The organism is Marinovum sp. PR37, from assembly GCF_028807375.1.
In the GTDB taxonomy this organism is placed as follows: domain Bacteria; phylum Pseudomonadota; class Alphaproteobacteria; order Rhodobacterales; family Rhodobacteraceae; genus Marinovum; species Marinovum algicola.
Genome location: NZ_JARAML010000013.1, coordinates 17,505 through 40,675, shown reverse-complemented (window position 1 = coordinate 40,675; position 23,171 = coordinate 17,505). Strand labels below are relative to the sequence as shown.

28 protein-coding genes and 1 pseudogene are annotated in these 23,171 nt (G+C 62.3%); 21 read left to right on the top strand and 8 right to left on the bottom strand.

Going from position 1 to position 23,171, the window contains the following annotated elements; all coding sequences use genetic code 11:
- Positions 1 to 137 precede the first annotated feature (137 nt).
- The 4 genes from PVW49_RS12415 to PVW49_RS12400 form a co-directional block, all read right to left on the bottom strand.
- Positions 138 to 956, bottom strand: a complete 819-nt coding sequence (locus PVW49_RS12415) for a hypothetical protein (RefSeq protein WP_274590679.1) — start codon at positions 954 to 956, stop codon at positions 138 to 140.
- 12 nt (positions 957 to 968) lie between these two features.
- Positions 969 to 1,721, bottom strand: a complete 753-nt coding sequence (locus PVW49_RS12410) for a hypothetical protein (RefSeq protein ID WP_274590678.1) — start codon at positions 1,719 to 1,721, stop codon at positions 969 to 971.
- Positions 1,718 to 2,470, bottom strand: coding sequence for a TIGR04255 family protein (locus tag PVW49_RS12405; protein WP_274590715.1), 753 nt, complete (start codon positions 2,468 to 2,470; stop codon positions 1,718 to 1,720). Before PVW49_RS12405 ends, PVW49_RS12410 begins: the two co-directional genes overlap by 4 nt.
- 308 nt (positions 2,471 to 2,778) lie before the next feature.
- Positions 2,779 to 3,456, bottom strand: a complete 678-nt coding sequence (locus PVW49_RS12400; RefSeq protein WP_274590677.1) for a LexA family transcriptional regulator — start codon at positions 3,454 to 3,456, stop codon at positions 2,779 to 2,781.
- Positions 3,457 to 3,564: 108 nt separating this feature from the next.
- On the opposite strand from PVW49_RS12400, the gene PVW49_RS12395 reads away from it, so the two are divergent.
- The 17 genes and pseudogenes from PVW49_RS12395 to PVW49_RS12315 all read left to right on the top strand — a co-directional run bounded on the left by PVW49_RS12395 (position 3,565) and on the right by PVW49_RS12315 (position 16,882).
- Entirely contained in the window at positions 3,565 to 4,248 is a 684-nt protein-coding gene (locus PVW49_RS12395; protein WP_274590676.1) for a hypothetical protein, read from the top strand.
- 215 nt (positions 4,249 to 4,463) lie between these two features.
- A complete protein-coding gene (locus tag PVW49_RS12390; RefSeq protein WP_029058679.1) occupies positions 4,464 to 4,673 on the top strand; it encodes a helix-turn-helix transcriptional regulator in 210 nt (69 codons plus the stop codon).
- Complete coding sequence (locus PVW49_RS12385; RefSeq protein WP_274590675.1) at positions 4,673 to 5,029, top strand: hypothetical protein; 357 nt, start codon at positions 4,673 to 4,675, stop codon at positions 5,027 to 5,029. The genes PVW49_RS12390 and PVW49_RS12385 overlap by 1 nt, the downstream gene beginning before the upstream one ends.
- A 44-nt stretch (positions 5,030 to 5,073) precedes the next feature.
- Positions 5,074 to 5,562, top strand: coding sequence for a hypothetical protein (locus PVW49_RS12380; RefSeq protein WP_274590674.1), 489 nt, complete (start codon positions 5,074 to 5,076; stop codon positions 5,560 to 5,562).
- Positions 5,559 to 6,434, top strand: a complete 876-nt coding sequence (locus PVW49_RS12375; RefSeq protein ID WP_274590673.1) for an ATP-binding protein — start codon at positions 5,559 to 5,561, stop codon at positions 6,432 to 6,434. Before PVW49_RS12380 ends, PVW49_RS12375 begins: the two co-directional genes overlap by 4 nt.
- A 19-nt stretch (positions 6,435 to 6,453) precedes the next feature.
- The gene (locus PVW49_RS12370; RefSeq protein WP_274590672.1) at positions 6,454 to 7,044 is read left to right on the top strand and encodes a hypothetical protein; all 591 of its coding nucleotides are present in this window, start codon (positions 6,454 to 6,456) and stop codon (positions 7,042 to 7,044) included.
- Between the two features lie 11 nt (positions 7,045 to 7,055).
- On the top strand, positions 7,056 to 8,726 hold the full coding sequence (locus PVW49_RS12365) for a DEAD/DEAH box helicase (protein ID WP_274590671.1): 1,671 nt from the start codon (positions 7,056 to 7,058) through the stop codon (positions 8,724 to 8,726).
- Positions 8,727 to 8,950: 224 nt separating this feature from the next.
- Positions 8,951 to 9,151 (top strand): DUF6511 domain-containing protein, encoded by a 201-nt coding sequence (locus tag PVW49_RS12360; RefSeq protein ID WP_274590670.1) that lies wholly within the window; start codon positions 8,951 to 8,953, stop codon positions 9,149 to 9,151.
- Complete coding sequence (locus PVW49_RS12355) at positions 9,151 to 9,909, top strand: hypothetical protein (protein WP_274590669.1); 759 nt, start codon at positions 9,151 to 9,153, stop codon at positions 9,907 to 9,909. Before PVW49_RS12360 ends, PVW49_RS12355 begins: the two co-directional genes overlap by 1 nt.
- Positions 9,906 to 12,308: an AAA family ATPase gene (locus PVW49_RS12350; protein ID WP_274590668.1), complete on the top strand. Its 2,403-nt coding sequence runs from the start codon at positions 9,906 to 9,908 to the stop codon at positions 12,306 to 12,308. The genes PVW49_RS12355 and PVW49_RS12350 overlap by 4 nt, the downstream gene beginning before the upstream one ends.
- Positions 12,309 to 12,647: 339 nt before the next feature.
- Positions 12,648 to 13,184, top strand: a complete 537-nt coding sequence (locus tag PVW49_RS12345; protein ID WP_442757207.1) for a crossover junction endodeoxyribonuclease RuvC — start codon at positions 12,648 to 12,650, stop codon at positions 13,182 to 13,184.
- On the top strand, positions 13,181 to 13,387 hold the full coding sequence (locus PVW49_RS12340) for a hypothetical protein (protein WP_442757206.1): 207 nt from the start codon (positions 13,181 to 13,183) through the stop codon (positions 13,385 to 13,387). Before PVW49_RS12345 ends, PVW49_RS12340 begins: the two co-directional genes overlap by 4 nt.
- Positions 13,384 to 13,812: a DUF6362 family protein gene (locus PVW49_RS12335; RefSeq protein ID WP_274590667.1), complete on the top strand. Its 429-nt coding sequence runs from the start codon at positions 13,384 to 13,386 to the stop codon at positions 13,810 to 13,812. The genes PVW49_RS12340 and PVW49_RS12335 overlap by 4 nt, the downstream gene beginning before the upstream one ends.
- 411 nt (positions 13,813 to 14,223) lie before the next feature.
- Complete coding sequence (locus tag PVW49_RS12330) at positions 14,224 to 15,477, top strand: site-specific DNA-methyltransferase (RefSeq protein WP_274590666.1); 1,254 nt, start codon at positions 14,224 to 14,226, stop codon at positions 15,475 to 15,477.
- 4 nt (positions 15,478 to 15,481) lie between these two features.
- Positions 15,482 to 15,985 (top strand): annotated as a pseudogene (locus PVW49_RS12325) (DNA cytosine methyltransferase); the annotation flags it as partial.
- 112 nt (positions 15,986 to 16,097) lie between these two features.
- Complete coding sequence (locus tag PVW49_RS12320) at positions 16,098 to 16,670, top strand: hypothetical protein (RefSeq protein ID WP_274590719.1); 573 nt, start codon at positions 16,098 to 16,100, stop codon at positions 16,668 to 16,670.
- On the top strand, positions 16,667 to 16,882 hold the full coding sequence (locus PVW49_RS12315; protein ID WP_274590665.1) for a DUF7220 family protein: 216 nt from the start codon (positions 16,667 to 16,669) through the stop codon (positions 16,880 to 16,882). The genes PVW49_RS12320 and PVW49_RS12315 overlap by 4 nt, the downstream gene beginning before the upstream one ends.
- A gap of 42 nt (positions 16,883 to 16,924) precedes the next feature.
- Here PVW49_RS12315 and PVW49_RS12310 read toward each other — a convergent pair whose 3' ends face one another.
- The 4 genes from PVW49_RS12310 to PVW49_RS12295 form a co-directional block, all read right to left on the bottom strand.
- Positions 16,925 to 17,413 (bottom strand): hypothetical protein, encoded by a 489-nt coding sequence (locus PVW49_RS12310; RefSeq protein WP_274590664.1) that lies wholly within the window; start codon positions 17,411 to 17,413, stop codon positions 16,925 to 16,927.
- Between the two features lie 266 nt (positions 17,414 to 17,679).
- Positions 17,680 to 18,201: a DUF3489 domain-containing protein gene (locus PVW49_RS12305; protein ID WP_274590663.1), complete on the bottom strand. Its 522-nt coding sequence runs from the start codon at positions 18,199 to 18,201 to the stop codon at positions 17,680 to 17,682.
- A 91-nt stretch (positions 18,202 to 18,292) separates the two neighbouring features.
- Positions 18,293 to 18,511 (bottom strand): hypothetical protein, encoded by a 219-nt coding sequence (locus tag PVW49_RS12300; protein ID WP_274590662.1) that lies wholly within the window; start codon positions 18,509 to 18,511, stop codon positions 18,293 to 18,295.
- 5 nt (positions 18,512 to 18,516) lie between these two features.
- Positions 18,517 to 18,786 carry a hypothetical protein gene (locus PVW49_RS12295; RefSeq protein WP_274590661.1) on the bottom strand — a complete coding sequence of 90 codons (270 nt, stop codon included), beginning with the start codon at positions 18,784 to 18,786 and terminating at the stop codon, positions 18,517 to 18,519.
- Positions 18,787 to 18,897: 111 nt separating this feature from the next.
- Between PVW49_RS12295 and PVW49_RS12290 the strand changes: the two genes are divergently transcribed.
- Genes PVW49_RS12290 through PVW49_RS12275 form a run of 4 tightly spaced genes read left to right on the top strand, consistent with a single transcriptional unit; the run spans position 18,898 to position 23,168 of the window.
- Complete coding sequence (locus tag PVW49_RS12290; protein ID WP_274590660.1) at positions 18,898 to 19,458, top strand: hypothetical protein; 561 nt, start codon at positions 18,898 to 18,900, stop codon at positions 19,456 to 19,458.
- Entirely contained in the window at positions 19,406 to 21,403 is a 1,998-nt protein-coding gene (locus tag PVW49_RS12285) for a phage terminase large subunit family protein (protein ID WP_274590659.1), read from the top strand. Before PVW49_RS12290 ends, PVW49_RS12285 begins: the two co-directional genes overlap by 53 nt.
- Positions 21,403 to 21,612 carry a phage head-tail joining protein gene (locus PVW49_RS12280; protein WP_028030714.1) on the top strand — a complete coding sequence of 70 codons (210 nt, stop codon included), beginning with the start codon at positions 21,403 to 21,405 and terminating at the stop codon, positions 21,610 to 21,612. Before PVW49_RS12285 ends, PVW49_RS12280 begins: the two co-directional genes overlap by 1 nt.
- Entirely contained in the window at positions 21,612 to 23,168 is a 1,557-nt protein-coding gene (locus PVW49_RS12275; RefSeq protein ID WP_274590658.1) for a phage portal protein, read from the top strand. The genes PVW49_RS12280 and PVW49_RS12275 overlap by 1 nt, the downstream gene beginning before the upstream one ends.
- Positions 23,169 to 23,171: the final 3 nt, after the last annotated feature.

Below are 23,171 nucleotides of genomic sequence, written 5' to 3'. Positions count from 1 at the left end.
GCTTGAATCACACAAGCCGACAACTGGCTGGTCCCGCTCACAGTCAATTTAGTGGCATCGAAATTTCGCCCAAGTATCGTCTCTGCCTGCGCAACACCGCCCAGTCTGTGAAAATTGCGCGGTAGAACTAACTAAGTTTAAAAACACAAAAAATCAAAATCGCCACGATGGCTTTGTAGTATATCGGTTGCAGTAAGACTATCGGCAGTTTGAGCGACAAACGGCGGCTCATCCCATCTGTACCCGTCTGGTAATTTTACTTTCGCCAATTGCTCACTGAGTTCCGCGGAAATTACTTGAACATCGACCTCACGATCAGCGGCCGGAAGTAAGATAGCAATCACTGCCAGAGTCTTTTCTGGCGATTCCCAATTTGGAAGAACTCTGAAACGTATCTGATGAATTGAACGGTACACTTTTCCAGGTGGAGAATCTGTTTTGTCATGCCTGGACCAAACTCGGTCCTTAAAATTCTTGAAGGCGGAGTCGAATTCATCTGGGAATGCAAACTGACCAAATTTCCGCTCAAGCGCCGAAGAAAATCTCGCGCGACTAGCTTCGGAAGAAAAGCCATCGAGCCGTGCCCATCCGCGCAAAAGATCTTTGTCTACAGAGAAAGGCCTTCTCAAGTCTGCAAAAACACCGTCCTCAACATTTTCCACGACTGACAGATAGGGCTTTCGCCCCTTGTGAACTTCCTTGATCTCTTGTGGTTCAAGCTTGATGAGAGGGCATACGGCGACATAGTGACGTCCACCGGTCCGTCTCACAATGTCACAAGTCTGACTGATGACGACGAGACCTAGAACTCCTTCTCGAATTTCTCTGGCATCATATAGCTCACCGTCCGTGGAGGCCTCCGCATAGAGAAAGCCTCCAACATTCAACGAGAAGTCGCCTTGCCGCCATTCACTCAAAAAGGCGTAGTCGTCTTCATTTTCATCGTTATCAGACAAAATTTCTACGCCTCACGAGCGCTTGAGCGCCTTCTTTGAAGATGTTGGCTTTGCTTCAAACGATAGAGCCTCCAATTCTTCTGTTCCATCGGCGGCGTCATGAAAAAGAATTCCATCAAACGGTTGAGCTGAATGGTCGGAGCTCATTGGTCGCAAACGATTTACTTCGCCAAACGATAGTTTTCGCTTTACGTCTTCTGCGTTGCCTTCAGCCAACACGTGAAAAGCAGTCCGGGTGCCCGAAATTCTTCTTTCAAGTAGCTCTTGATTCTCCTCGGCATCCCCGCGATCGATGTATCTAATCGCAGACAAGACCATCGCGACATGCGATTGGTTTGCCTCACGTACCGGCCTTCCTTGAGCCCAATTATTGATCGTTCGGCGGTCCACATTCAGAAGTTCGCCAATCTTTGCCCAAGAGAAACCTGTAAGTCGTCTAATTTCAAAAACGTTCTCCGAAGCCATGCTTCTTTCAACGGACCGAGCGCGTGAAATTGCGTTCAGACGCGCTTGACTATCCCCATTAGCAACAGACTGTGGGGCATTGGACGTGTGTGCTTGATAGATCCAGCTATCAAACATTTCTTCCCAAGTGCTGGCGGAAGACGAAAATTGGCTCCAAGCTCGGGTGACGCCAATTTCCTTTTCGCCCCAATCAGAGCGATAGGGTGCGGCGGCGTGGCTTGTGCCAAATTCAAGGGAAAAAGTTTCTGGAGGTAGATCCGTACGTGCATTGTTTGCGACTATTGCCAGCGCTTCGATCATAGCTCGCCTCCATACGATCTTAAGAAGTCATCGCTCACTGCCCATCTAAAGAATCCATGAGATCTAGTAGCTAGCTGCATGGTTCGCTCTCTGACATCTTCTGGGTTAAATTCAATTGGCTCTTTAAAGTCTTGGTACGTGTCTATGTCCAAAAACCATGATGGCACAGCTATTGCTGGCATTAGGCTTGGTTCGTGAGTTTGATTTGCAGGCATGTAACCCCACCTTGAAGAGAGCTTACCACAATCAGTTTCTGCGTGTACTTCAGAAATGGTTCTATCTATGCGGTTCTGTAAGGTCGTGTTGAAGATCCCCATGATTTCCGGACGAACAAACTCTTTCAGATTCGCAAATTGTTCACCGTGTATCCGGTCAACGTACCGAACGCCTAAGCGCGTGAGATATCCAGGGCTGATAGCGCTCTGGAGGGCTGCTGCAAGCTTTGACGTCCGATCGGCGAAGTCGTCTCTTGATGAATATGCGCGTGTTTCTAGAGACAGAAAATCCGTGGTCAACGTAACTCGCCATTTTCTTGCTGCGTCCAGAAACCGCCAGGTCGGGATGCTTGAGTGCTGCGGTCCATCTGGCCCAAAGCTTAGCTGAAATCCATCTTCTTTTACGTGCTGTGGGTACGCTTGGCGAATGGCTTCTTGAAAATCAGCGACAAACGCTGGCTTTGAGATCGAAAGTACCTCGGGAAAACGCATCTGTACCAAAACCCCGGTTAAGGGGGTCTTGGGTAGATGCACGCTTCCAGGCACGTCGCCAAAGAAGGGGTCCCTATCCGCGAATGACACCTAGCACGCCTCCCGAGTGATTTTTTCTGTATGCCTATGGGAAATATAGTGGGAAGTAAAGGTTTCTGCAACGTAAAGCTGGAGTTCTTTGAGCACTTGGCGGAGGGCTCCGTGACCAACGGATGGCCGCTCTTGCATCGGCCTAGCGGGCGTCTACAATCCCGCGAGTCGTCGCGCTGTTGCGCGCTGAAACCGCTGCGCCGCTGCACCGCTGCACAATCAATAGAAAGTGCGGTTCTTCCATACAGGCTTGATGTGCCTCAAATCTCCCGCGCGAACCAGCGGATGCGGCCGATGATGTGGATTTCTTCGGCGCTGCGCTCGTATGGGCTGTAGAAGCCGTTGTCCGAGATCACCCGGACGGCAGGTGGATCGCTGTTCGGCACATGCTCGAGCCGCTTGGCCACCAACCCCATGCCATCGTCCAGCACGAAGATCCCGGGCGGGTTCGGCGCGCGCCGGGTCATGTCGACAAGCACGGTGTCCCCATCCAGCAGGGTCGGTGCCATGCTGTCGCCTTCGACGTGCATGATGCGCAGCTGTGACGGGCTGGCCTTGAGGCTGCCCTTTATCCAGGAGCGGCGGAAATGATAGGCGCGGCCCGGCGTGTCGTGATCCCCTGTCACCACCGCGCCGCCGCCCATCGACGGGCGCGGACTTGCATGCGCGATCGCCACGAATGTCTCGTCGGGGTTCTCGATGAAGGGCGGCTCGCCTTCGACCTCACCGATGCCGTGGATCAGCCACTCGCGCTCGACCTTCAGCACACGGGCGACCTCAGCCAACTTGTCGATCCCCGGCCGCGAAGAGCGGCCGCGCAGGATGTCATAGATGAAGGAGCGATTGACCCCGGCCATCTCTGCGACATGAGCGGGGCTGAGCCCGAGTTGCTGAGCGCGGGCGCGAAGGCGGTCTGAGAGCGTATGATGCTCGGTCATGTTTTCCCCAAGGGGCTGTGGATTCAATAGGATAAAACAGGATTGATCGGAGGGCGTCAAGGATTTAGAACAAACCCTAAACACTCAATGGCAGGAATCGGGGGTCAGATGGAGATCGAGAAAGCGTATTTTACTCTGCCGGAGATCCTTGATCGCTGGTCCATCTCCGAGGCCGACCTGATCTATCTGGCGGAGAACGACAAGCTGCGGCTGTCGGTGCGTGTCTTCAGTGTGCCGTTGGAACTGGGTGACTATGAGGAAACCATTGAAGGCGAGCACTTTCGGGTGCCCACCGAGCAGAGCTACTACAGTGGACTGCTTGAACTCCATGCGCGGGATGTGTTCCAGCTATTTCGGGCCGCTGAGTTGACAGTGAGCGACTTCCGTACGCCCCGGTCGGACTATGCCTCGATCTGGGGAGATCGCGATGGCGTGCCTCTGAGCATTGAGGATTTGCTGCTAAGGCGCGAGGAACGTGACCGTTTCGAAGCCGAGACAGGGTTCTCCGGCGCAGAGACTGGACCGCAGCTGCCGATCTTCAGCGCATCACCTGACTATCACGACGTCCGTTGCGGCGGGCACCAGTTTCGCCTTGGCCCCATCCAGGCGCAGGTTGTCCGTGCACTGCATGAGGCTGCGCGCCGTGGTGAGCCTTGGCAGAGCGGCAAGGCGATCCTGTCGGCGGCGGGCGCGAAGAGCCTGAAGATGTCCGACGTGTTCAAATCCCAGAAGCAGTGGCGGTCGCTGATCGAATCGAACGGTCGCGGCAACTACCGTCTGAACTGCGGCTGATTCCGACCTATCCCGTACCGGCACGCGCGTCCCTCCGGCTCCACAGTGGGATGCGCAAGGGGATGAGAGTGGGGTGACAATCCCCCGCCACGGCGTTCGCCGCAGAGTTGCAAGGCTCAAACTGATCCCCCTCCGTATCCCACTTCAATCCTGACGACATCCCACGGCAGGATTTCGCATCTTCCTCCCAACGCAGCGAGCGACAGGAGACGAAGATGCAGCTCAAACACCTCAATCAGAAAGAACTGGCCCGGCGGTGGAACATCTCGCACCGCACGCTTGAGCGGTGGCGGTGGGCCGGAGAAGGCCCGCAGTTCATGAAGCTGGGCGGCCGTGTGGTTTACCGCATGGAGGACATCACCGCGTTCGAGCAGGACCAGTTGCGCCACAGCACCGGCGCTGATGCGCATGCCGGTGCCGCATGATGGTCCGCCTCGATGATTTTGCGGCCGACCGGGTGGTGCCGTTTTGCGCCGCTAACGGTCTGGACGAGGTCGGGTTCTGCGCCTGGATCGCGCAGGCCGAAACCGGCGAAAAGCTGATCTATCACCGCGGGTTTCTCGCGGTCGATGCCACCGCCGTCCTGTCGAAACTTCCTGCTGACTGTCAGCGCGCCTTACGCCAGGTCGCGGCAGCCGCCCTTCGCGCGGCCGAGCAGAACCTTGTCCATCTAGTACAGGCGCGGATCGGCCCCGACCACTTCGCCTACATCGCCATCGCCCGGCCCAAACCCCGATCCAGCGGTGCCGCCCTGTCGGTCCGCCTGCTCGAGGCCGCGTGATGCCCGCATTTCAATCCTTTTTCACCGATCATGGAGACCATTTCATGCCATTCCCCGAAAACACTCCCACGCCTGACGATCTGCCGTCTCTCAGCGCATCGGACATCGCGGCCCTGCCGGTCGAGTTGCTCGCAATCCTGCAACGCGAGATCGACGAGCGCCTGAAGCGCGACAAGGCTGCCAAGACCCGCTTCGATGCTGGACTGGCCGTTCGCTACGCCACTCGCGCCACCGAGGAACGCCAATCCGCAGGCAAAGACACCGGCACCGTCCGGTTCGACGACGGCGATTTCACCGTGGTCGCAGATCTGCCGAAACGTGTCGATTGGGACCAGGACCGGCTGGCCGACATGGCCGCAAGAATCCGCGATGCCGGAGATGATCCCTCCGAATATGTCGATCTCGCCTACAAGGTGCCGGAGCGCAAATACGCCGCCTGGCCCGAAGCCATCCGGCAGGGCTTCGAGCCCGCACGCACCGTCCGGCCCGGCACGCTGAAGGTCGAGATCGTCCCGCAGGGGGGCGATCAATGAGCCTCCCCATCATCAGCGCCGATAAGCGGCTGGCCGAGCCGCGCGGCATCAAGGGCTGCATCTTCGGGAAAAGTGGAATTGGGAAAACCTCCCTTCTGTGGACCCTCGATCCCAAGCGCACGCTGTTCATGGATCTCGAAGCGGGCGATCTGGCCATCGAAGGCTGGACGGGCGACAGCATCCGGCCGCGCACCTGGACCGAATGCCGGGATTTCGCGGTGTTCATTGGTGGGCCCAACCCGGCTTTGCGGGATGAACAGCCCTATAGCCCGGCCCATTACAAGGCAGTCTGCGATCGCTTCGGAGATCCGGCAGCACTCGATCGCTACGACACCATTTTTGTGGACTCGATCACCGTCGCCGGGCGGCTGTGTTTTGGCTGGTGCAAGGGCCAGCCCGAAGCGCTGTCGGAGAAGACCGGCAAGCCGGATGTGCGCGGCGCCTACGGGCTACACGGCCGCGAGATGATCGGCTGGCTCACCCATCTGCAGCACACGCGGGCCAAGAACGTCTGGTTTGTGGGGATCCTCGACGAGAAGCTCGACGACTTCAATCGCAAGGTGTTCCAGCCGCAAATCGACGGCTCGAAGACCGGATTGGAGCTGCCGGGGATCGTCGATGAGGTGATCACCATGGCGGAGCTGAAGGCCGACGGCGGCGATCCGTATCGCGCCTTTGTCTGCCAGACGATCAATCCCTGGGGCTTCCCGGCCAAGGATCGCTCCGGCCGCTTGGCCCAAGTCGAAGAACCCCATCTTGGCCGCCTGATGGCGAAGGTCCGGACTCCCGCCGCTCCCGTGACGGATCGGCTGACCTACGCCCGGCCGCCTGCCGATCCGGCCGGTGACGACCAATCCCAACCGCAATCCTGAAAAGAGAAGGAGGTTCCCCATGGGTTCCTGGAACGATTTCAACGACGCACAGAGCAACACCAACCTCATTCCCAAAGGCACGCTGGCCAAGGTGCGCCTGACGATCCGCCCCGGCGGGTTCGACGATGCCTCGCAGGGCTGGACCGGTGGTTATGCCACGCGCGGCTCCACCGGGGCTGTCTATCTCAATGGCGAGTTTACCGTGACTGAGGGTCCGTATGCCCGGCGCAAGATCTTCACGCTGATTGGCCTCTACAGCCCCAAGGGGCCGGACTGGACCAACATGGGCCGCAGCCTTGTGCGCGGTATGCTCAACTCGGCGCGCGGGATTTCCGACAAGGACATGTCGGCGGAGGCGCAGGCAGCGCGGCGCATCAGCGGCTTTGCCGATCTTGACGGGATCGAGTTCATCGCCCGCATCGACATAGGTACCGACGCCAGCGGCCACGACAAGAACGAGATCCGCAGCGCCGTCACGCCCGATCATCGCGACTATGCGCAGGCAATGGGCGCGGCACCATCGCTGGACCAACAGCCGCCAGCCCACAATACCGCGCCTGCGCCGCAACCCGCCGCACCTGTGCCGGGTCGTCCGGCATGGGCGCAGTAAGGGGCTGCGCGATGCGCCTTCGTCCGCGCCAGAGCCTCTTCGTGGAGCGCAGCCTTGCTGCGCTCTGCGATCATGGCAACACGCTCAGCATCGCTTCTACCGGCTTCGGCAAGACGATCGCGCTCTCCGCCGTTGTGGCGCGCTCCATCGAGGGCAGCGACGCGAAGGCGTGCATCCTCGCCCATCGCGACGAGCTGACGTCCCAGAACCGCACCAAGTTCGGCCGGGTCGCGCCGAAGATCACGACCTCTGTTATAGACGCCGGAACCAAGGATTGGGCCGGTCAGGCGACCTTCGCCATGGTGCCAACGCTGACGCGTACCTCCAATCTCACCGCGATGCCCGCGCTTGACCTGCTGGTCATCGACGAAGCGCACCACGCGGTGGCTGATAGCTATCGCCGGATCATCGACCGGGCACGAAACACCAATCCCAACTGCCAGATATTCGGCGTCACCGCCACGCCGAACCGGGGTGACCGCAAAGGTCTGCGCGAGATTTTCGACAATGTGGGCGACCAAGTCCGGCTGGGCGAGTTGATCGCCTCGGTCCATCTCGTGCCGCCGCGTACCTTTATCATCGACGTCGGCGTGCAGGACGAACTGCGCGAGGTACGCAAGAAACTGTCGGATTTCGACATGAACGAGGTGGCGGGCATCATGAACCGCGCCCCGGTCACTGACGAGGTGATCCGGCATTGGCGCGAGAAAGCCAGCGACCGGCCAACGGTCGTCTTCTGCTCCACCGTTGCCCATGCCGAGAATGTCGCCGCGGCGTTCAACGACACCGACATCGCGGCGGCCATCATCCATGGCGATTTGGACGGGGCGACCCGGCGCAGGATCCTGGCCGCTTATGCGTTGGGCGAGATCCGCGTCATCGTCAACGTCGCCGTGCTCACGGAAGGCTGGGACCATCCGCCGACCTCCTGCGTCGTGCTGCTGCGACCCTCGTCCTACAAATCCACCATGATCCAGATGATCGGCCGCGGACTGCGCACCGTCGATCCGGAAGAATACCCGGGCGTCGTCAAGACAGACTGCATCGTGCTGGATTTCGGGACGTCGAGCCTGACCCACGGCACGCTGGAACAGGACGTAGACCTGAACGGCCGCGAACCGGTGCACGGGCCAGCCCCAAGCAAGATTTGCCCTGAATGCGAGGCGCAGATCCCGATTGCTGTCACCGAATGCCCGTTCTGCGGCGCCGACCTGTCGCGGGAGGGTTCCGCACCGATCCACAGCTTCATCATGTCCGAGATCGATCTGCTGAAACGCTCCAGTTTCGCATGGGTCGATCTCTTCGGCGACGATGCAGCCCTGATGGCCAACGGGTTCAACGCCTGGGGCGGGATCTTCTTCCTTGAGGGCCGTTGGCACGCTGTCGGCGGCGGCAAGGGTCACACGGCCCGACTGCTTGGTGTGGGCGAACGAGCGATCTGCCTCGCGCAGGCCGATGACTGGCTTAACACCAATGAAACCGACGAAAGCGCCTTCAAATCGAAGGGATGGCTGAAACAGGCCGCGACCGAGAAGCAGCTGCAATACCTGCCGACGGAATTTCGCAGCGACTATGGCCTCACCCGTTATCGCGCCTCGGCGCTGATGACCTTCAAATTCAACAAGCGCGAAATCCGCGAGCTGGTCGCACGGGCCGCCCCGTCCCTCGGGAGGGCCGCGTGAGCCATGTCCCGCAAATCCCATCCACGCCCACAGCGGCTTCGGATCGACCGAGCGTTGATAGCCTCTGGCATCCGCGCCCGCTGCTCTGTGCCGTCTGCACATCCCGCGCACAGGGTTTTGGCTGGTTCGATCCCCACCGGCCGCGCCCGCTCCGAACCCGCCGCTGGTTCTGCTCAATGTGCTGCCAGGCGGCTTTCACACTCAAAGCTCGGAAAGGATTGAGCATGGTCGATTTTACAGAAGAGGAAATGCAGGCGCTGCCCGCCGTGATGCGCGCGCTCGGCCCAGAGATGGAGCGGATCGGCTGGGACCGGCCGCTGGGCCAGCTGACTCAGAACGACATGCACCGTCTGATCGTGATCACCGTCGAGGCGTTCCGTGCCGAAATCGCCGACATCGCTGCCCAGTCGGAGATCCCGTTCTGATGCTGGATTTCAACCCACGCCCCTCCATGGCCGAGCGGATCAACACACTGGTCGACGCAGCCCTCATTGCCGAACGCGAGGCCACGCCACCCCGGACCTATCTCGGCGCGTCCCGCCTCGGGCATGCTTGCGAACGCGCGCTTCAGTTCGAGTTCGCGGGCGCGCCAAAGGATGACGGTGCCGACTTCGGCGGGCAGACGTTGCGGATCTTCGCCATCGGCCACCAGCTCGAGGACCTTGCGATCCGCTGGCTGCGGGCCGCTGGTATCAATCTGGTCACCCAGAAACGCGATGGCGGCCAGTTCGGCTTCTCCGTCGCGGGCGGTCGTATCCGGGGCCACGTCGACGGGATCATCGCCGATGCCCCGGCAGCGCTTGGCATGCGCCCCCCGGCGCTCTGGGAATGCAAGACCATGAACGCGAAGAACTGGCGCGCCTGCGTCAAGGACGGCGTGACGATCTCCAAGCCTGTTTATGCCGCCCAGATCGCGATCTACCAGGCCTACATGGAGCCTTCGGTGCCCGGGATCTCGGCCGCGCCAGCGCTGTTCACAGCGATCAACAAGGACACAGCCGAGCTTCACCACGAGCTTGTCCACTTCGATGCCGAACTGGCGCAGCGTATGTCCGACCGCGCGGTGCGGATCCTGCAGGCCACCGACGCGGGCGAACTGCTGCCCCGTATCGCGCAGGCCCGCGATTTCTTCGAATGCCGGTTCTGCGCCCATGCCGAACGGTGTTGGAGCCTCACGGCATGACCGACGAGCCCAGCGATCCATCAGATCCCGACCAGGACACAGCCATGCGCGACGACACAACTTCAGATACGCCCACGGAAAACATCGTCCATTTCAACCCGTGGCGCGATTTCAACGACGCGGCCCCGCAGATCGACGTCTTCGGCGACGAGCCTGATCCGGAGCAGATCGCGCAGTTCATGCAGGTCGTCTTCGGCTACTGCGACGGGCTGATCCCGGTCCGCAGTTTTATCGACAAGGGTCAGGGCATCGATGGTCGCCCGCACAACATCTGGCTCGAGGCGGATCAGGCCGCCCCGGAGAAGATGGCCACCTTCGCAACATGGGCCTCGCGTGAGGGTGCGGCGGTCTACGTGATCCCCGGCACCGTGGTCGCGCCCGGTCAGGCCAAGGCCGCCGAGATCATCCAGATGCAGACCGTTGTGGTTGATCTCGACACAGGAGATATCGCCGCCAAACGGGCCCATCTGGAGCGCCACCTCGGCGCTCCAACCATGGTGGTGCAAAGCGGTGGCGTGACACCGGAGGGTCAGCGCAAAGCACACATCTGGTGGACACTTACTGAGCCTGCCGAGGGTGATGACATTGCCCGCGTCTGCCGTCTGCGCGGCGACATCGCGGCCAAGGTCGGCGGCGACATGCATTTCCGCTCGGCGCATCAGCCGATCCGAGTGGCGGGCTCTGTCTATTACAAGAACAGCCTCAAGACGCAGGTGCGGATTGTCGAGCTGAACGCCGACCGTGAACGCGATCTGGCCGAGTTCATTGAAGCCGCGACCGACATGCCGCCCGCGCCGGGCATCTCCCTGCAGCCCGAATTCGCTCATCCGGACAAACCGGCCATGGACGAAGTGCTGGTGACCCCGGTGCGCGAGGGCGCGCAGGACGACTGGTCGCGCTTCGAAGGGGCATCAGCCGCGATCGGTCATTTCATCCGCATGGTCCACGAGGGCCGGATGACAAACGACGAGGGCTGGGAAGGCATCTGTGGCTACAACGCCGCGATGCTGCGGCCGCAGTGGCCGGTCGAACGGTTAAAGCGCGAGTCCGAGCGGCTCTGGAACCGGCATGTCGAGAATTATGGGCCGCCGCTGATCCGTCTGACCAACGGCGCACCGGGGCCTCAAGAGATGTCTGCATTCACGCTCGGCGCGTTGCTGGACGACAAGAGCCCGATGCCCGAGGACATCATTGCGCCGCGTGTGCTGACGCCAGGCGGGCTGCTGGTACTTGGTGGCGCGCCCAAGGTGGGCAAAAGCGATCTGCTGATCTCCTGGCTCGTCCACATGGCCGCTGGCGTGCCGTTCCTCGGCTTCACCCCGCCACGGCCGCTGCGGGTTTTCTATCTGCAGGCGGAAATCCAGTATCACTATCTGCGCGAACGCCTGAAGCAGATCGCCCTGCCATCAGAGGTGTTGGCCGCTGCGAGGGACTCCTTCGTCGCAACGCCGAAGCTGAAGATGCTGCTCGACAACGAAGGCAGCGTGCGGGTTGCCCGCGCTGTCCAAACGGCCTTCCCCGATGCGCCAGTGGACATCATCTGCGTCGATCCGATCCGGAACCTCTTCGACGGCGGTCCCGATGGCGGCGGCGAGAACGACAACACCGCCATGATGTTCTTTCTGAAGGAACGGGTGGAGGTCCTGCGCGATCATATCGACCCCGATTGCGGGGTCATCCTGATCCACCACACCAAGAAGCTCAGCAAGCAGCAGGTCAAGGACGATCCCTTCCTCGCGCTTTCCGGCGCCAGTGCTCTGCGCGGGTTTTACACCTCTGGCCTCATCCTGCATCGCCCGGACGAGGACTTGTCGGAGCGAAAACTGGAGATCGAGCTGCGCAATGGACCCGCGTTGCCGCCAAAGGTGATCGACAAGGTCGGCGGCCAATGGGTCGAGATCAACCCGATAAATGAGCGGTTGGTCCGCCAGGAAGTTGGCGCGAAACATGATGCCGAGCGGGATCGAAAGCGCGACGTCATTGTCGGCATATTGTTCGAAGAAGCAGCTGAGGGCCGCCTGTATACGACTATGCAGTTCGCCGAAAAGTTCGAAAACAAGGGCGGTCTGGGAAGCAAATACACGATCAGGGAACGCCTGAGTGTCCTCGCCACGAAAGGTTTTGTGAAGTTTCTGAGGAACGGATCCGCGTTTGGCTACCCGGTGGTGCGGTCACGGTTCGGCTATCTGGCTGTCGAGGGTATGCATTTTGGTCCCGAGCAGTCGGTTGATCCTGAGACCGGAGAAGTGCTGGAAACCACCCGTCCTGTCCTCCCGAGCCACTACAAATGCCCGCAATCCGGGGTCTGCCTACAAGTCGAAAACCCTTCGGTCTGGGTCTACCCGATGTCAGGCAAAGATGACGGAAAATCAGGCCCAACTCCTAAGAGTGAGGCCTAACTCCTATGTCCTCACCAACTCCTCAATCAATGAAAACAATGACTTGTGCGCCGCGAGGAGTTTGGGGGCTAACTCCTCCCTCACTCCTCGCGGATCCTGATTTTCAGTTTGAGATCAGTTTCTTACCCACATCCGAGGAGTTAGGTGTGAAACCCCCATACTACGTATGGGGAGGCCAACCGGCAGGTTTGGCCTCTCCTCCCATACGTCGAGGGGTATCCGCGCGCGCGGGCTCTGACGCTCCCATCACATTCCGATCCGACGACGGCGGCCCGTACCGCCAAGCACATGACCGCCGTCGTCTTCCACCCCCGCAGCCAACCCGAAAAGGAGACCACGATGGCTGAAGCGACTCTGACCACCAGGATGCAGGAGGCAATCCCCGATCTGCCACCTGCTTTCCGCGCCGACCGTACATTGCTCGCGCTCGATCTCGGCACGACCACAGGCTGGGCCCTGCATGGCGCAGACGGGCTGATCACCAGTGGCACCGTGTCCTTCCGACCTGGCCGTTTCGACGGCGGCGGCATGCGCTACCTGCGCTTCAGCAACTGGCTGGGCGAGTTGGACCGGCTGTCCGGCCCAATCGCGGCCATCTGGTTCGAGGAGGTTCGCCGCCATGCGGGCACCGACGCAGCCCACGTCTATGGAGGTCTGATGGCCACCCTGACTGCATGGGCTGAAAAGCGCGTCGTGCCATACGAGGGCGTACCCGTCGGCACCATCAAACGCTTCGCCACCGGCAAGGGCAACGCCAACAAGGATGCCATGATCGCATCCGCCCGGGCGCGCGGCTTCAGCCCGGCCGACGACAACGAGGCCGATGCTATTGCGATCCTGTTCTGGGCGCTGGAGACCAAGGGGGGCATGCAATGAGCGGAATGCGGTTTATGCCCAAGGGCTATGGCGGACATCGCCGTAGTCCCGACGAGGTAAAGCGCGAAGGCTGGCAGGAGCAAGGCCTGCTGGCCGTGGCCATCGACGACCACCGCCTGACCTGGCCCGAGCGGGAATTGGTCCGGCAACTCGGCGAGAAGCTGTACGGGCAGTGCCCGCGAGATCGGGAGGTGTCGCAATGACAGACTGGACACCCGACCTCGTGGAGGAACGGCTGGCCGAGGCCGCCTTCGTTCTCAAGCGCCTGCCTGAACCGCGCAGGCAGGGGTATTTCAGCACATGGCCTGAGATGGTCTACAGCTTCGCCGACAAGGTGGGCCAGGAGCCGAAGCCCATGCGCGTGCTGCCCTCGCCGCAGGCAATCAGCCGGATGGAGGAGACGCTGACCTGGACCGCCTGCCTCGAGCCCATCGACGGCAAGATCGTCTGGATGAAGGCGCACGGCGAACGCTGGAAGGAGATCTGCTGGGCGGTCGGTTTGCAGCGCTCTGCCGCCCACCAGCACTGGCAATTTGGGATTTCCGTTATCGCGCTCACCCTCAACAGGCGACGGTTCAACCGAAACATGTCGAAGCGCCGCGTGATCGAACTGGCCGCTGGCGCGTAAGCGCCCGCAGCTACTAGGAAAGTGTCCGGCGGACAGTTTTCGATGAGACAGAAAGCCCGGCTGGGGGTTAGAAAAGGGATATACTCGGGAGAGGCGCGCGCGGGACGACCCGCGCCGCTGGACCCCGGGGTCCACCGAAGGATCCACTCGGGATCCAATCGGGTAACCCACTGAATTCGCGGGTCCTTCCTGGCCCCAAACGTATACGGGCGGGCGAAGCGCGCAATATCGCTAGCGACAGGGCCGGTTTTTTGGGAAGCCACCCCGGCGAGCATCCACCCGAGATCCGCTGAAAACCACAACAAAACAAACCTTTGGCACCGGAAACACCTGGTGGCCGCTGGACCCCTCTTGGAGTCCAGGCTGGCCGCCGGTGTCCGGAGTCCACCCGATTGAGGCGAACCGACCCGCATGACCCTGAGCTTTGCCCCAGACGCGATCGAGACCTGGCCGCTGGCCAGGCTCCAGCCCTACGCGAACAACGCAAAGGCGCACGGGGCCGACCAGGTCGCGAAGATCGCTGCGAGCATGGCGGAGTTCGGCTGGACCGTTCCCTGCCTCGTCGCCGACGACGGCGAGTTGATCGCAGGCCATGGTCGCGTGCTGGCCGCTACGCAGCTCGGGCTGACCGAAGCGCCTGTGATCGTTCTGGGCCATCTGACCGACGCGCAACGCCGGGCCTATCGCATCGCTGACAACAAGCTGACGGAACTCGGTACCTGGAATGAGGCGCTGCTGTCGGCCGAACTCAACGACCTTCTGGCCGAGGATTACGACCTGTCGATCATCGGCTTCGACGATGCCGAACTCGAAGCGCTGTTGGCCGGCGAGGTCGATCCTGAAACTGCCACCCGAGAGGGCGAGGACGAGGTTCCGGAGGCCCCCGAGACCCCGATTAGCCGTCCCGGCGATCTCTGGGTGCTCGGCAAGCATCGATTGCTCTGCGGGGACGCGACGGTGGCAACAGACGTCGAGCGTCTGCTCGGCGATGTGACACCGCTGCTGATGGTGACCGATCCGCCCTATGGCGTCGAATACGATCCCGGCTGGCGCAACAAGGCGGGAGCCGCCGCAACCAAGCGCACCGGCAAGGTGCTGAATGACGACCGCGCTGACTGGCGCGAGGCCTGGGCGTTATTCCCGGGCGACGTGGCCTATGTCTGGCATGGCGCGCTGCATGCGACGACAGTCGCCGACAGCCTCGAGGCCTCCGGTTTCAATATCCGGTCTCAGATCATCTGGGCCAAGGATCGCCTCGTGCTCAGCCGCGGCGATTATCACTGGCAGCACGAGCCCTGCCTCTATGCCGTGAAGAAGACCGGCAAGGGTCATTGGGCCGGCGACCGCAAGCAGACAACGCTCTGGCAGATTGCCAACAAGGATCAGGATGCGGAAACCGTGCACGGGACCCAGAAACCCGTCGAATGCATGCGCCGGCCGATCCTGAACAATTCAAGCCCCGGTCAGGCGGTCTACGAGCCCTTCATGGGATCCGGCACCACATTGGTCGCGGCCGAAACCACGGGCCGCGTCTGCCTCGGGATCGAACTGAACCCGGCCTATGTCGATGTCGCCGTGCAGCGCTGGCAGCAGTTCACCGGCCAAGAGGCCGTGCTGGACGGAACCGGCCAGACCTTCGCCGATCTGACGGCCAACCCACGCTGAGGCGATGCATGACCTGGCTTTACATTCCTCCGGACGTGCTTCCGGAGCCGGCGACCTGTTCGGCCTCTCGCTCTGCTCCGGCGCAGGCGGGCTCGACCTCGGGCTCGCCATCGCCATGCCCGGATATCGAACTGTGGGCCATGTCGAACGGGAAACCTACGCCGCGGCCATTCTCGTGGCACGGATGGAAGAGGCGGCCTTGGATTGCGCGCCTGTCTGGGACGACGTTGGAACCTTCGACGGCCGCCCGTGGCGCGGCGCGGTGGACATCGTCACTGCGGGCTATCCGTGCCAGCCGTTCTCCGTCGCGGGCAAACGCCGGGGCGCGGATGACCCGCGCCACCTCTGGCCGCATGTCGCGCGGATCATCGGAGAGGTCGAGCCGCCGTTCATCTTCCTCGAAAACGTCGCCCATCATCTCCGCCTCGGATTCCCCGAAGTCGCCGGAGGACTGGTCGGCATGGGCTACCGCCTTGCGGCAGGCCTCTTCACGGCGGCGGAAGTCGGTGCGCCCCACAAACGCGAGCGGCTCTTCATCCTCGCGCACCGAGCGGACTGCGAACTGGCCGACCCCGCGTGCCTGCTCCGGGACCCGCTCGAGCGGTGGGAACCGGACGGAGATGCTGCGGCTCTGGCCAACGCCACGCGCCAGCGCCAACGAAAACCGGCAGACCAAGCCGACGCCCTCGCAGGAAGCGGGCAAGCACGGGATGAACCTGGCGACCTCGGCCGCGATGTGGCCAACCCCGCAGACGGACAGCTTTCGGAGCCGGGGCGGCGACCGGAAGCACGAGAAGGGTCTGGATGGCATGGCACGGGACTGGCCGACGCCGATGGCGACCGACGGAAACAAGCCGAGCGCGGGCAATCGCAAGACGGCCGATCTGACCCACACCGCTGCCATGTGGATGACGCCGACGGCGCGCGATCACAAGGACGGGGCGACCACATTGGCGAACACGCCGGTGAACGGCCTGCTTGGCCGCCAGGTCCTGGTGACGCCGACGGCTGGGAGCGATACCTCCGAGCCGCGTCGGACCTTGAACCCGCTGTTCGTCGAGGCACTGATGGGCTGGCCCACCGGGTGGACCGGCTTCGCCTCTGCGGCAACGGCGTGGTCCCCTTGGTTGCGGCGCATGCGCTGCGAACTCTCGCAGCTCAATTGCTGGCCGATGGATGAGGCGGCAGGATGAAGCAGTCGCGCCTCATGTCGCTGGTCGAGGCCGTCGCCAACGTAATGGTCGGCTATGGCGTCGCGGTCGTGACGCAGATCCTGATCTTCCCCGTCTTCGGGCTGCACACGACGCTGGCGCAGAACCTGAAAATGGGGGCGATCTTCACCGTGGTGAGCATCGCCCGATCCTTCGCATTGCGGCGGGTGTTCGAGGCGATCCGTATGCGGTAGCCGCCGTCTGCTATTCGGACGGGGAGGACACACACTGAGGGGTCAGCCGAGCGGTTCTTGGGAGTCCGCCCAGTCGAAGGTACGTTGCCGTTCTGAGAAATAGAACTCTCTTATAGACATGCCCGAGGGCACACGAATTCCGGTATCGTCCAGCCCTTTTTGGAACCCTGCAAGAATACTCTCTGTCACCCCCTGTGTTGTTTCGATCAACGCAGTGATAGCAGGCAGGTCGTGGGTGTGGGCATAGTCGACGATTTGGGACAGCGGGATCTTCCGGGCCATGTGTTGGTGCCAAACGTCGCCCGGCTTCAGCACACCGCCAGCTTCGGCCAACTGCCGATAGTTAACCGGATGCTTGTCGTGCGCCGCTTGCAACAAGAATTCGATGCCGGCCTTGAAGTTGAACACTTTGTTACGTCGACCTTGTTCTTCAATAGCCGCTACGGCCAGCGGGGCGTCGAGCTTCCCGGCGCGGCGATGGTTCTCGATCAGATTCTGAATTTGTTTGTCTGTTTTCTCGGTCATATCCATGACACCGCACTTTCTGCGGGAAAGAGGCTATTGTCCATCGAGCCGCAGCAGAAATGCCTCGGAAGAGCCGAAACGGATGCCACCGCTCGGGCGTGTACTTCTTCCCTATGCCTCAGTGCGGACGGAGTTTGTTCGATGCCTCGATCCAATCTCTAATGGCGCCAAAGTCCGAACGAGGCACTTCGTCTCGATTTGGTTTTTTACCGGGAATGATCAACCGCCGCCCCGGTGGGACGGCGGTCATGAACTTCTCGGGGTCGCTTGCGTCAGGCTGCAGGGAGTTTGTAAACGCGCCCCCGATCCTCGACCTTCTCGGAGGTCACCTCGAGCCCGAGCTTTTTCTTGAGCGCGCCCGACATCGCGCCGCGCACTGTATGCGACTGCCATCCGGTTGCGGCCATGATCTCCTCGATGGTCGCGCCCTCGGGCTCGCGCAGCATCGCGATCAGGGTGGCCTGCTTGGTGCCCTCGCGTGGGGTGCGCGTCTTGGGTCCTGCATCCTCGGTCGGTTTGGGCTCCGCGCTCTTGGCCTCAATGCCGATGGCGGTAAGGCCTGCTTCGGTGGCGATCAACGTGACGCCGTGACCGTCGCCGGTTTCGCGCCAGACGGGCTCGCCTTTGCGCATGTCGGCCTCGACCTCTTCAAGGAAACCCTTGGCGAGCAAAGCGCTGACCACCTTGGAGGCGGCCCCGCCGCGCAGGCTGTCGGGCAGCGGCAAGGCAATGCGGTCCTCGTTTTGGGCCGCGCGGGACAGGATGATTGTCTGGGTGTTGGAAAGCTTGGTCATGGGGTCGTCTCCGTGTTCGGACCGCGACCGTCGCGGTCTTCTACGACCCCAAGCCGCGCAACGGCGCGGCCGGAGTTGGGGGGGCCCAAGGTCAGATCAAGGCGAGGTCCTTCAGGCAGGCGGCCGCATCAATCAGCTGATTGGTCGGCACCTCGATGGTGATCGTCATACTGTCGGCGAAGGCGCGGACATAGACGCCGCCGTCGTCCATCAGGGCGCTTTCGATTTCGTCGAGGACTGTGGTGATGCGGCTGGGGTCGAAATGATCGGGGAGCTTGCGAATGGCAATGCGGATGGTGCTGGTTTCCATGGTGCTTACTCCGCGTGCTCGCCTTCGCCAAAGGCGCTGTCGGTGATGCGCTTCAGGAGGCTGGCGTAATGCTCAAGGGTGCCGACATGGCCCCAGTTGATCTCGTCGGGGTGGGCGCTGAAATGGTCGTCGCTGAGGCTTGCCAAGCGGGCGAGCATGTCGTCGATCTCGGCTTTCTTGCCGATAAAGGCGTTCAAGGCTGCTTCTTTGTTCCGCGCAGCCTTCTCGGCGTGCAGTTGATGGCGGGGCGTTGTCTGGGGATTCAGGCGGGTCATCGTGGCGGCTCCGTGGTGAGTTGCATCGTTTCTGTAGGATCAGGTTCGCTCTGGTGCGGAGGCTTATCAACTACATAAGCGCATGATTTTGAATGATAATCGGAGCGCGCAATGGAGGGTCTGAGCGAGCGCCAATACGCCGCCCGTGTCGGTCTTTCACGTGGGGCAATCCAGAAGGCCAAGGCGACGGGACGCGTGGTGTTGCACGCTGACGGCAGCATCGACGCGGTGGCCAGCGATGCTCTTCGCGCGCAGGCAACCGACCCGTCGAAAACCCGCAAGGCACCGAAGCCGAAGCTCAAGCCCGTCCCAGATACGGCGGTCTCTGCCGTGGGCGAAACGTTGCGCGAACAGGGAATGGCCGCACCTCCCGTCGGCAGTGGCACCACGTTTCTACAGGCCAAGACGGCCAATGAAGTGCTGAAGGCGCAGGAACGCCGTCTCCGGCTGCAGAAGCTCAAAGGCGAGTTGATCGACCGCGCCCGCGCGCTGTCGCTGGTCTTTCGGCTGGCGCGGCAGGAGCGAGATGTCTGGGTGAACTGGCCCGCGCGTGCGGCGGCGTTGATGGCGGCCGATTTAGGTGTAGAGCCCGCCGCGATGCAGAAGGTTCTGGAGAAACATGTCCGTGCCCAGCTCGACGATCTTGCCGAGGTCAAACCCGATCTCCGGTGATGAAGCCTTTGAATTCGACGGTGCGGCAGAAATCCTGCGCGCCTGGGGTGCTGGCCTCACACCTGATCCGGACCTTACCGTGTCGGAATGGGCAGATCGACACCGAATGCTGTCGGGTCGCGCATCGGCTGAACCGGGCCGGTATCGCACCGCACGCACGCCCTATATGGGCGAGATCATGGACCGGCTTTCGCCCGGCGACCCGACACAGCGGATCGTGTTTATGAAGGCCGCGCAGGTCGGCGCGACCGAGGCGGGCAACAATTGGATCGGGTTTGCGATCCACCAGGCACCGGGCCCGATGCTCGCGGTCCAGCCGACGGTGGAACTGGCCAAGCGCAATTCGCGCCAGCGGATCGACCCGCTGATCGACGAAAGCCCGGAGCTGCGGGAGCGGGTCAAACCGGCGCGCTCGCGCGATGCGGGCAACACCATGCTGTCCAAGGAGTTCGCGGGTGGCATTCTGATCATGACGGGCGCGAACTCGGCGGTCGGGCTTCGGTCCACCCCGGCGCGATACATCTTTCTGGACGAGGTCGATGCCTATCCGGCATCGGCGGATGAGGAAGGCGATCCGGTAACGCTGGCTGAGGCGCGGTCACTGACTTTTGCCCACCGGCGCAAGGTGTTCCTGGTCTCGACGCCCACCATCCGGGGGCTGAGCCGGATTGAGCGGGAGTTCGAGGCGAGCGATCAGCGGCGGTTCTTCGTGCCGTGCCCGCATTGCGGAGCGATGCAATGGCTGAAGTTCGAACGGCTGCGCTGGCAGAAGGGTCGCCCGAAGACGGCGGAGTATCACTGCGAGGGCTGTGAGACGGCCATCGCAGAGCACCACAAGACAGCGATGCTGGAGGGCGGCGAATGGCGAGCAACCGCGACCGCCGCAGATCCGATCACGGTCGGGTATCACCTCTCGGCGCTCTATTCGCCCATCGGCTGGCTGAGTTGGGAGCGGATCGTGCGGGCATGGGACGCAGCACAAGGCTCGGACGAGGCGATCAAGGCGTTCCGCAACACGATCCTCGGCGAGACATGGGTCGAGACCGGAGAAGCCCCCGACTGGCAACGGCTCTACGACCGCCGCGAGCGCTGGAAACCTGGTATGGTGCCTGCGGGCGGGCTGTTCCTGACCGCCGGGGCTGACGTCCAGAAGGACAGGATTGAGGTCGATGTCTGGGCCTGGGGCCGAGGGCTGGAAAGCTGGCTCGTCGATCACATCGTGATCGAGGGCGGTCCGGACCGGCATGAGGCTTGGGGAGACCTGACTGCGTTGTTGAACCGGACGTGGCCGCACGATCGCGGCGCGCATCTGAAGATCGCGCGGTTTGCCATCGATACCGGCTACGAGACCCCAGCGGTCTATTCCTGGTCGCGGGCGCAGGGCTTCGCGCAGGTGGCCCCCGTGAAAGGCGTCGAAGGTTTCAATCGGGCAAGCCCGGTGTCGGGGCCCACTTATGTGGACGTGACCGAGCGCGGCAAGCGGTTGCGCCGGGGCGCACGCCTCTGGACCGTGGCGGTGTCGACCTTCAAGGCCGAGACCTATCGCTTCCTGCGACTGGAACGGCCAACCGACGAGGAACGCGCCGACGGCGCGGCATTCTCACCCGGCACGGTGCATCTGCCGCATTGGGTCGAAAACGAATGGCTGAAGCAGTTCGTGGCCGAGCAGCTGGTGACGGTGCGTACCAAACGTGGCTTCGCCCGGCTGGAATGGCAGAAGCTGCGCGAGCGGAACGAGGCGCTGGATTGCCGGGTCTATGCCCGCGCCGCCGCCTGGATCGCGGGCGCGGACCGCTGGACGGATGAAAAATGGCGCGATCTCGAGGACCAGCTTGGGGTCGCCGATAACTCGGCGGATCCGGCGGGGCAGATTAATCGACAGGCGCAGGTGTCGCAGGGGAAACGGCGGTCTGACTGGCTTGGACGGCGTGGAGGATGGTTTTGATGACCGATTGGACGGAAACCGAGCTTTCGGCGCTGCGCCGGGCCTATGCCAGCGGCACGACCCGGGTCAGCTATGATGGGAAATCCGTCGACTATGGCTCGGCTGAGGATCTGCTGGCGCGCATCCGGACCATCGAGCGGGCCATCGCGGGCACGACCCGGCCATTGCCGGTCGCTGGTCTCGCGGGCTTTTCGCGCGGAGATCGGTAATGTCAGCCAACTGGTTTGACCATGCGATTGCCTCGGTAGCCCCGCGCACAGCCGCGCGCCGCGTTCTTGCCAGGCAGGCGTTCGAAACCATGACGCGGGGCTATGATGGCGCTGCCAAGGGGCGGCGCACCGAAGGCTGGCGCGCACCTGGAACGTCCGCCGACACCGAGGTTGGCGTGGCCGGGGCACTCCTCCGGGACCGGATGCGTGATCTGGTCCGCAACAACCCGCATGCGGCAAAGGCCGTTGCGGTGCTGGTGAACAACATTGTCGGCGCGGGCATCATGCCCCGGGCGGCCAGTGGTAACGACAAGCTGGACCGCAAGGTCGATGCACTGTTTGCACGGTGGTCAGATGCCGCCGACGCCGACGGCCAGCTCGACTTCTACGGTCTGCAGACGCTGATCTGCCGCGAGATGGTCGAGGCCGGGGAGGTGCTGGTACGTCGACGTCTGCGCCGCGCAGCGGATGGCTTGCCCGTCCCGCTGCAATTGCAGGTGCTGGAGGCCGACTTCCTCGACGCGACGAAATCGGGCGCGCTCGGCACAGGACGTCTAGTGCAAGGGATCGAGTTCGACCCGGTCGGCAAGCGCCGGGCATATTGGCTGCATGCCGAGCATCCGGGCGACGCCTATGGGGCGCTGCAGAACGGGTTGCAGAGCCGCCCGGTCCCGGCAAGTGAGATCGCCCATGTTTATGAGAAGCAGCGCACGCAGGCGCGGGGCGTTCCCTGGGGTGCGCCTGTCATACGGTCCCTGCGTGACCTCGACGACTATGAAGTGGCCGAATTGGTCCGCAAGAAGACCGAGGCCTGCGTCACCGCCATCGTGTTCGGCGACGACGAGGCGCAACAGGGCATCGCGCCGTCCGTGGTGGACGCGGATGGCAACCGGGTGGAGCAGTTCGAACCGGGCCTGATCGCCTATGCGCGCGGTGGCAAGGATATCCGCTTCAACCAGCCGTCCGCCACCGGAGGCTATGGCGAATACAAGCGGGCCAGCCTGCACACGATCTCGGCCGGGTTCCGGGTGCCCTACGAGTTGCTGACCGGGGACCTGTCGCAGGTCAACTATTCCTCGATCCGGGCGGGGCTCGTGGAGTTCCGCCGCCAGATCGATGCCGTGCAGTGGCAGCTGTTCATCCCGATGTTTTGCGCGCCGGTCTGGCGCTGGTTCACCGAGGCCGCGTGGGCGGCGGGGCAGATCCCGTCGCCGGATGTACCGGTCGAATGGTCGCCGCCGAAGTTCGAGGCGGTCGATCCGCAGAAGGACGCGATGGCCAACCTGCTGTCGATCCGCTCGGGCACCATGACGTTGGCCGAGGTGATCGCGAAACAGGGCCGCAACCCGGACGCCGTGCTGGCCGAAATCGCCGCGACAAACGCCAAACTCGATGCGCTTGGGCTGGTGCTCGACAGCGATCCGCGCCGCGTCACCAAGACCGGCAGCGCGCAGACCGGCGATATGGGCAACGACCCAGCCAATGAACCGGGGAGCGATCCGGCTGACGATCCCGAAACGGGCGTGGCGCAGCCCAACTCCGACCAACAGGACTGACCA

What these genes read in the sequence shown, in the direction of transcription:
- PVW49_RS12395 (WP_274590676.1), top strand. Translation starts at nt 3,565, where the DNA reads ATGGAGATCGAGAAAGCGTATTTTACTCTGCCGGAGATCCTTGATCGC.
- PVW49_RS12385 (WP_274590675.1), top strand. Translation starts at nt 4,673, where the DNA reads ATGGTCCGCCTCGATGATTTTGCGGCCGACCGGGTGGTGCCGTTTTGC.
- PVW49_RS12320 (WP_274590719.1), top strand. Translation starts at nt 16,098, where the DNA reads ATGCTGCGGCTCTGGCCAACGCCACGCGCCAGCGCCAACGAAAACCGG.
- PVW49_RS12300 (WP_274590662.1), bottom strand. Translation starts at nt 18,511, where the DNA reads ATGGAAACCAGCACCATCCGCATTGCCATTCGCAAGCTCCCCGATCAT.
- PVW49_RS12390 (WP_029058679.1), top strand. Translation starts at nt 4,464, where the DNA reads ATGCAGCTCAAACACCTCAATCAGAAAGAACTGGCCCGGCGGTGGAAC.
- PVW49_RS12310 (WP_274590664.1), bottom strand. Translation starts at nt 17,413, where the DNA reads ATGGATATGACCGAGAAAACAGACAAACAAATTCAGAATCTGATCGAG.
- PVW49_RS12315 (WP_274590665.1), top strand. Translation starts at nt 16,667, where the DNA reads ATGAAGCAGTCGCGCCTCATGTCGCTGGTCGAGGCCGTCGCCAACGTA.
- PVW49_RS12335 (WP_274590667.1), top strand. Translation starts at nt 13,384, where the DNA reads ATGACAGACTGGACACCCGACCTCGTGGAGGAACGGCTGGCCGAGGCC.
- PVW49_RS12345 (WP_442757207.1), top strand. Translation starts at nt 12,648, where the DNA reads ATGGCTGAAGCGACTCTGACCACCAGGATGCAGGAGGCAATCCCCGAT.
- PVW49_RS12275 (WP_274590658.1), top strand. Translation starts at nt 21,612, where the DNA reads ATGTCAGCCAACTGGTTTGACCATGCGATTGCCTCGGTAGCCCCGCGC.
- PVW49_RS12330 (WP_274590666.1), top strand. Translation starts at nt 14,224, where the DNA reads ATGACCCTGAGCTTTGCCCCAGACGCGATCGAGACCTGGCCGCTGGCC.
- PVW49_RS12360 (WP_274590670.1), top strand. Translation starts at nt 8,951, where the DNA reads ATGGTCGATTTTACAGAAGAGGAAATGCAGGCGCTGCCCGCCGTGATG.
- PVW49_RS12340 (WP_442757206.1), top strand. Translation starts at nt 13,181, where the DNA reads ATGAGCGGAATGCGGTTTATGCCCAAGGGCTATGGCGGACATCGCCGT.
- PVW49_RS12380 (WP_274590674.1), top strand. Translation starts at nt 5,074, where the DNA reads ATGCCATTCCCCGAAAACACTCCCACGCCTGACGATCTGCCGTCTCTC.
- PVW49_RS12400 (WP_274590677.1), bottom strand. Translation starts at nt 3,456, where the DNA reads ATGACCGAGCATCATACGCTCTCAGACCGCCTTCGCGCCCGCGCTCAG.
- PVW49_RS12410 (WP_274590678.1), bottom strand. Translation starts at nt 1,721, where the DNA reads ATGATCGAAGCGCTGGCAATAGTCGCAAACAATGCACGTACGGATCTA.
- PVW49_RS12365 (WP_274590671.1), top strand. Translation starts at nt 7,056, where the DNA reads ATGCGCCTTCGTCCGCGCCAGAGCCTCTTCGTGGAGCGCAGCCTTGCT.
- PVW49_RS12290 (WP_274590660.1), top strand. Translation starts at nt 18,898, where the DNA reads ATGGAGGGTCTGAGCGAGCGCCAATACGCCGCCCGTGTCGGTCTTTCA.
- PVW49_RS12350 (WP_274590668.1), top strand. Translation starts at nt 9,906, where the DNA reads ATGACCGACGAGCCCAGCGATCCATCAGATCCCGACCAGGACACAGCC.
- PVW49_RS12375 (WP_274590673.1), top strand. Translation starts at nt 5,559, where the DNA reads ATGAGCCTCCCCATCATCAGCGCCGATAAGCGGCTGGCCGAGCCGCGC.
- PVW49_RS12355 (WP_274590669.1), top strand. Translation starts at nt 9,151, where the DNA reads ATGCTGGATTTCAACCCACGCCCCTCCATGGCCGAGCGGATCAACACA.
- PVW49_RS12285 (WP_274590659.1), top strand. Translation starts at nt 19,406, where the DNA reads ATGTCCGTGCCCAGCTCGACGATCTTGCCGAGGTCAAACCCGATCTCC.
- PVW49_RS12295 (WP_274590661.1), bottom strand. Translation starts at nt 18,786, where the DNA reads ATGACCCGCCTGAATCCCCAGACAACGCCCCGCCATCAACTGCACGCC.
- PVW49_RS12305 (WP_274590663.1), bottom strand. Translation starts at nt 18,201, where the DNA reads ATGACCAAGCTTTCCAACACCCAGACAATCATCCTGTCCCGCGCGGCC.
- PVW49_RS12280 (WP_028030714.1), top strand. Translation starts at nt 21,403, where the DNA reads ATGACCGATTGGACGGAAACCGAGCTTTCGGCGCTGCGCCGGGCCTAT.
- PVW49_RS12370 (WP_274590672.1), top strand. Translation starts at nt 6,454, where the DNA reads ATGGGTTCCTGGAACGATTTCAACGACGCACAGAGCAACACCAACCTC.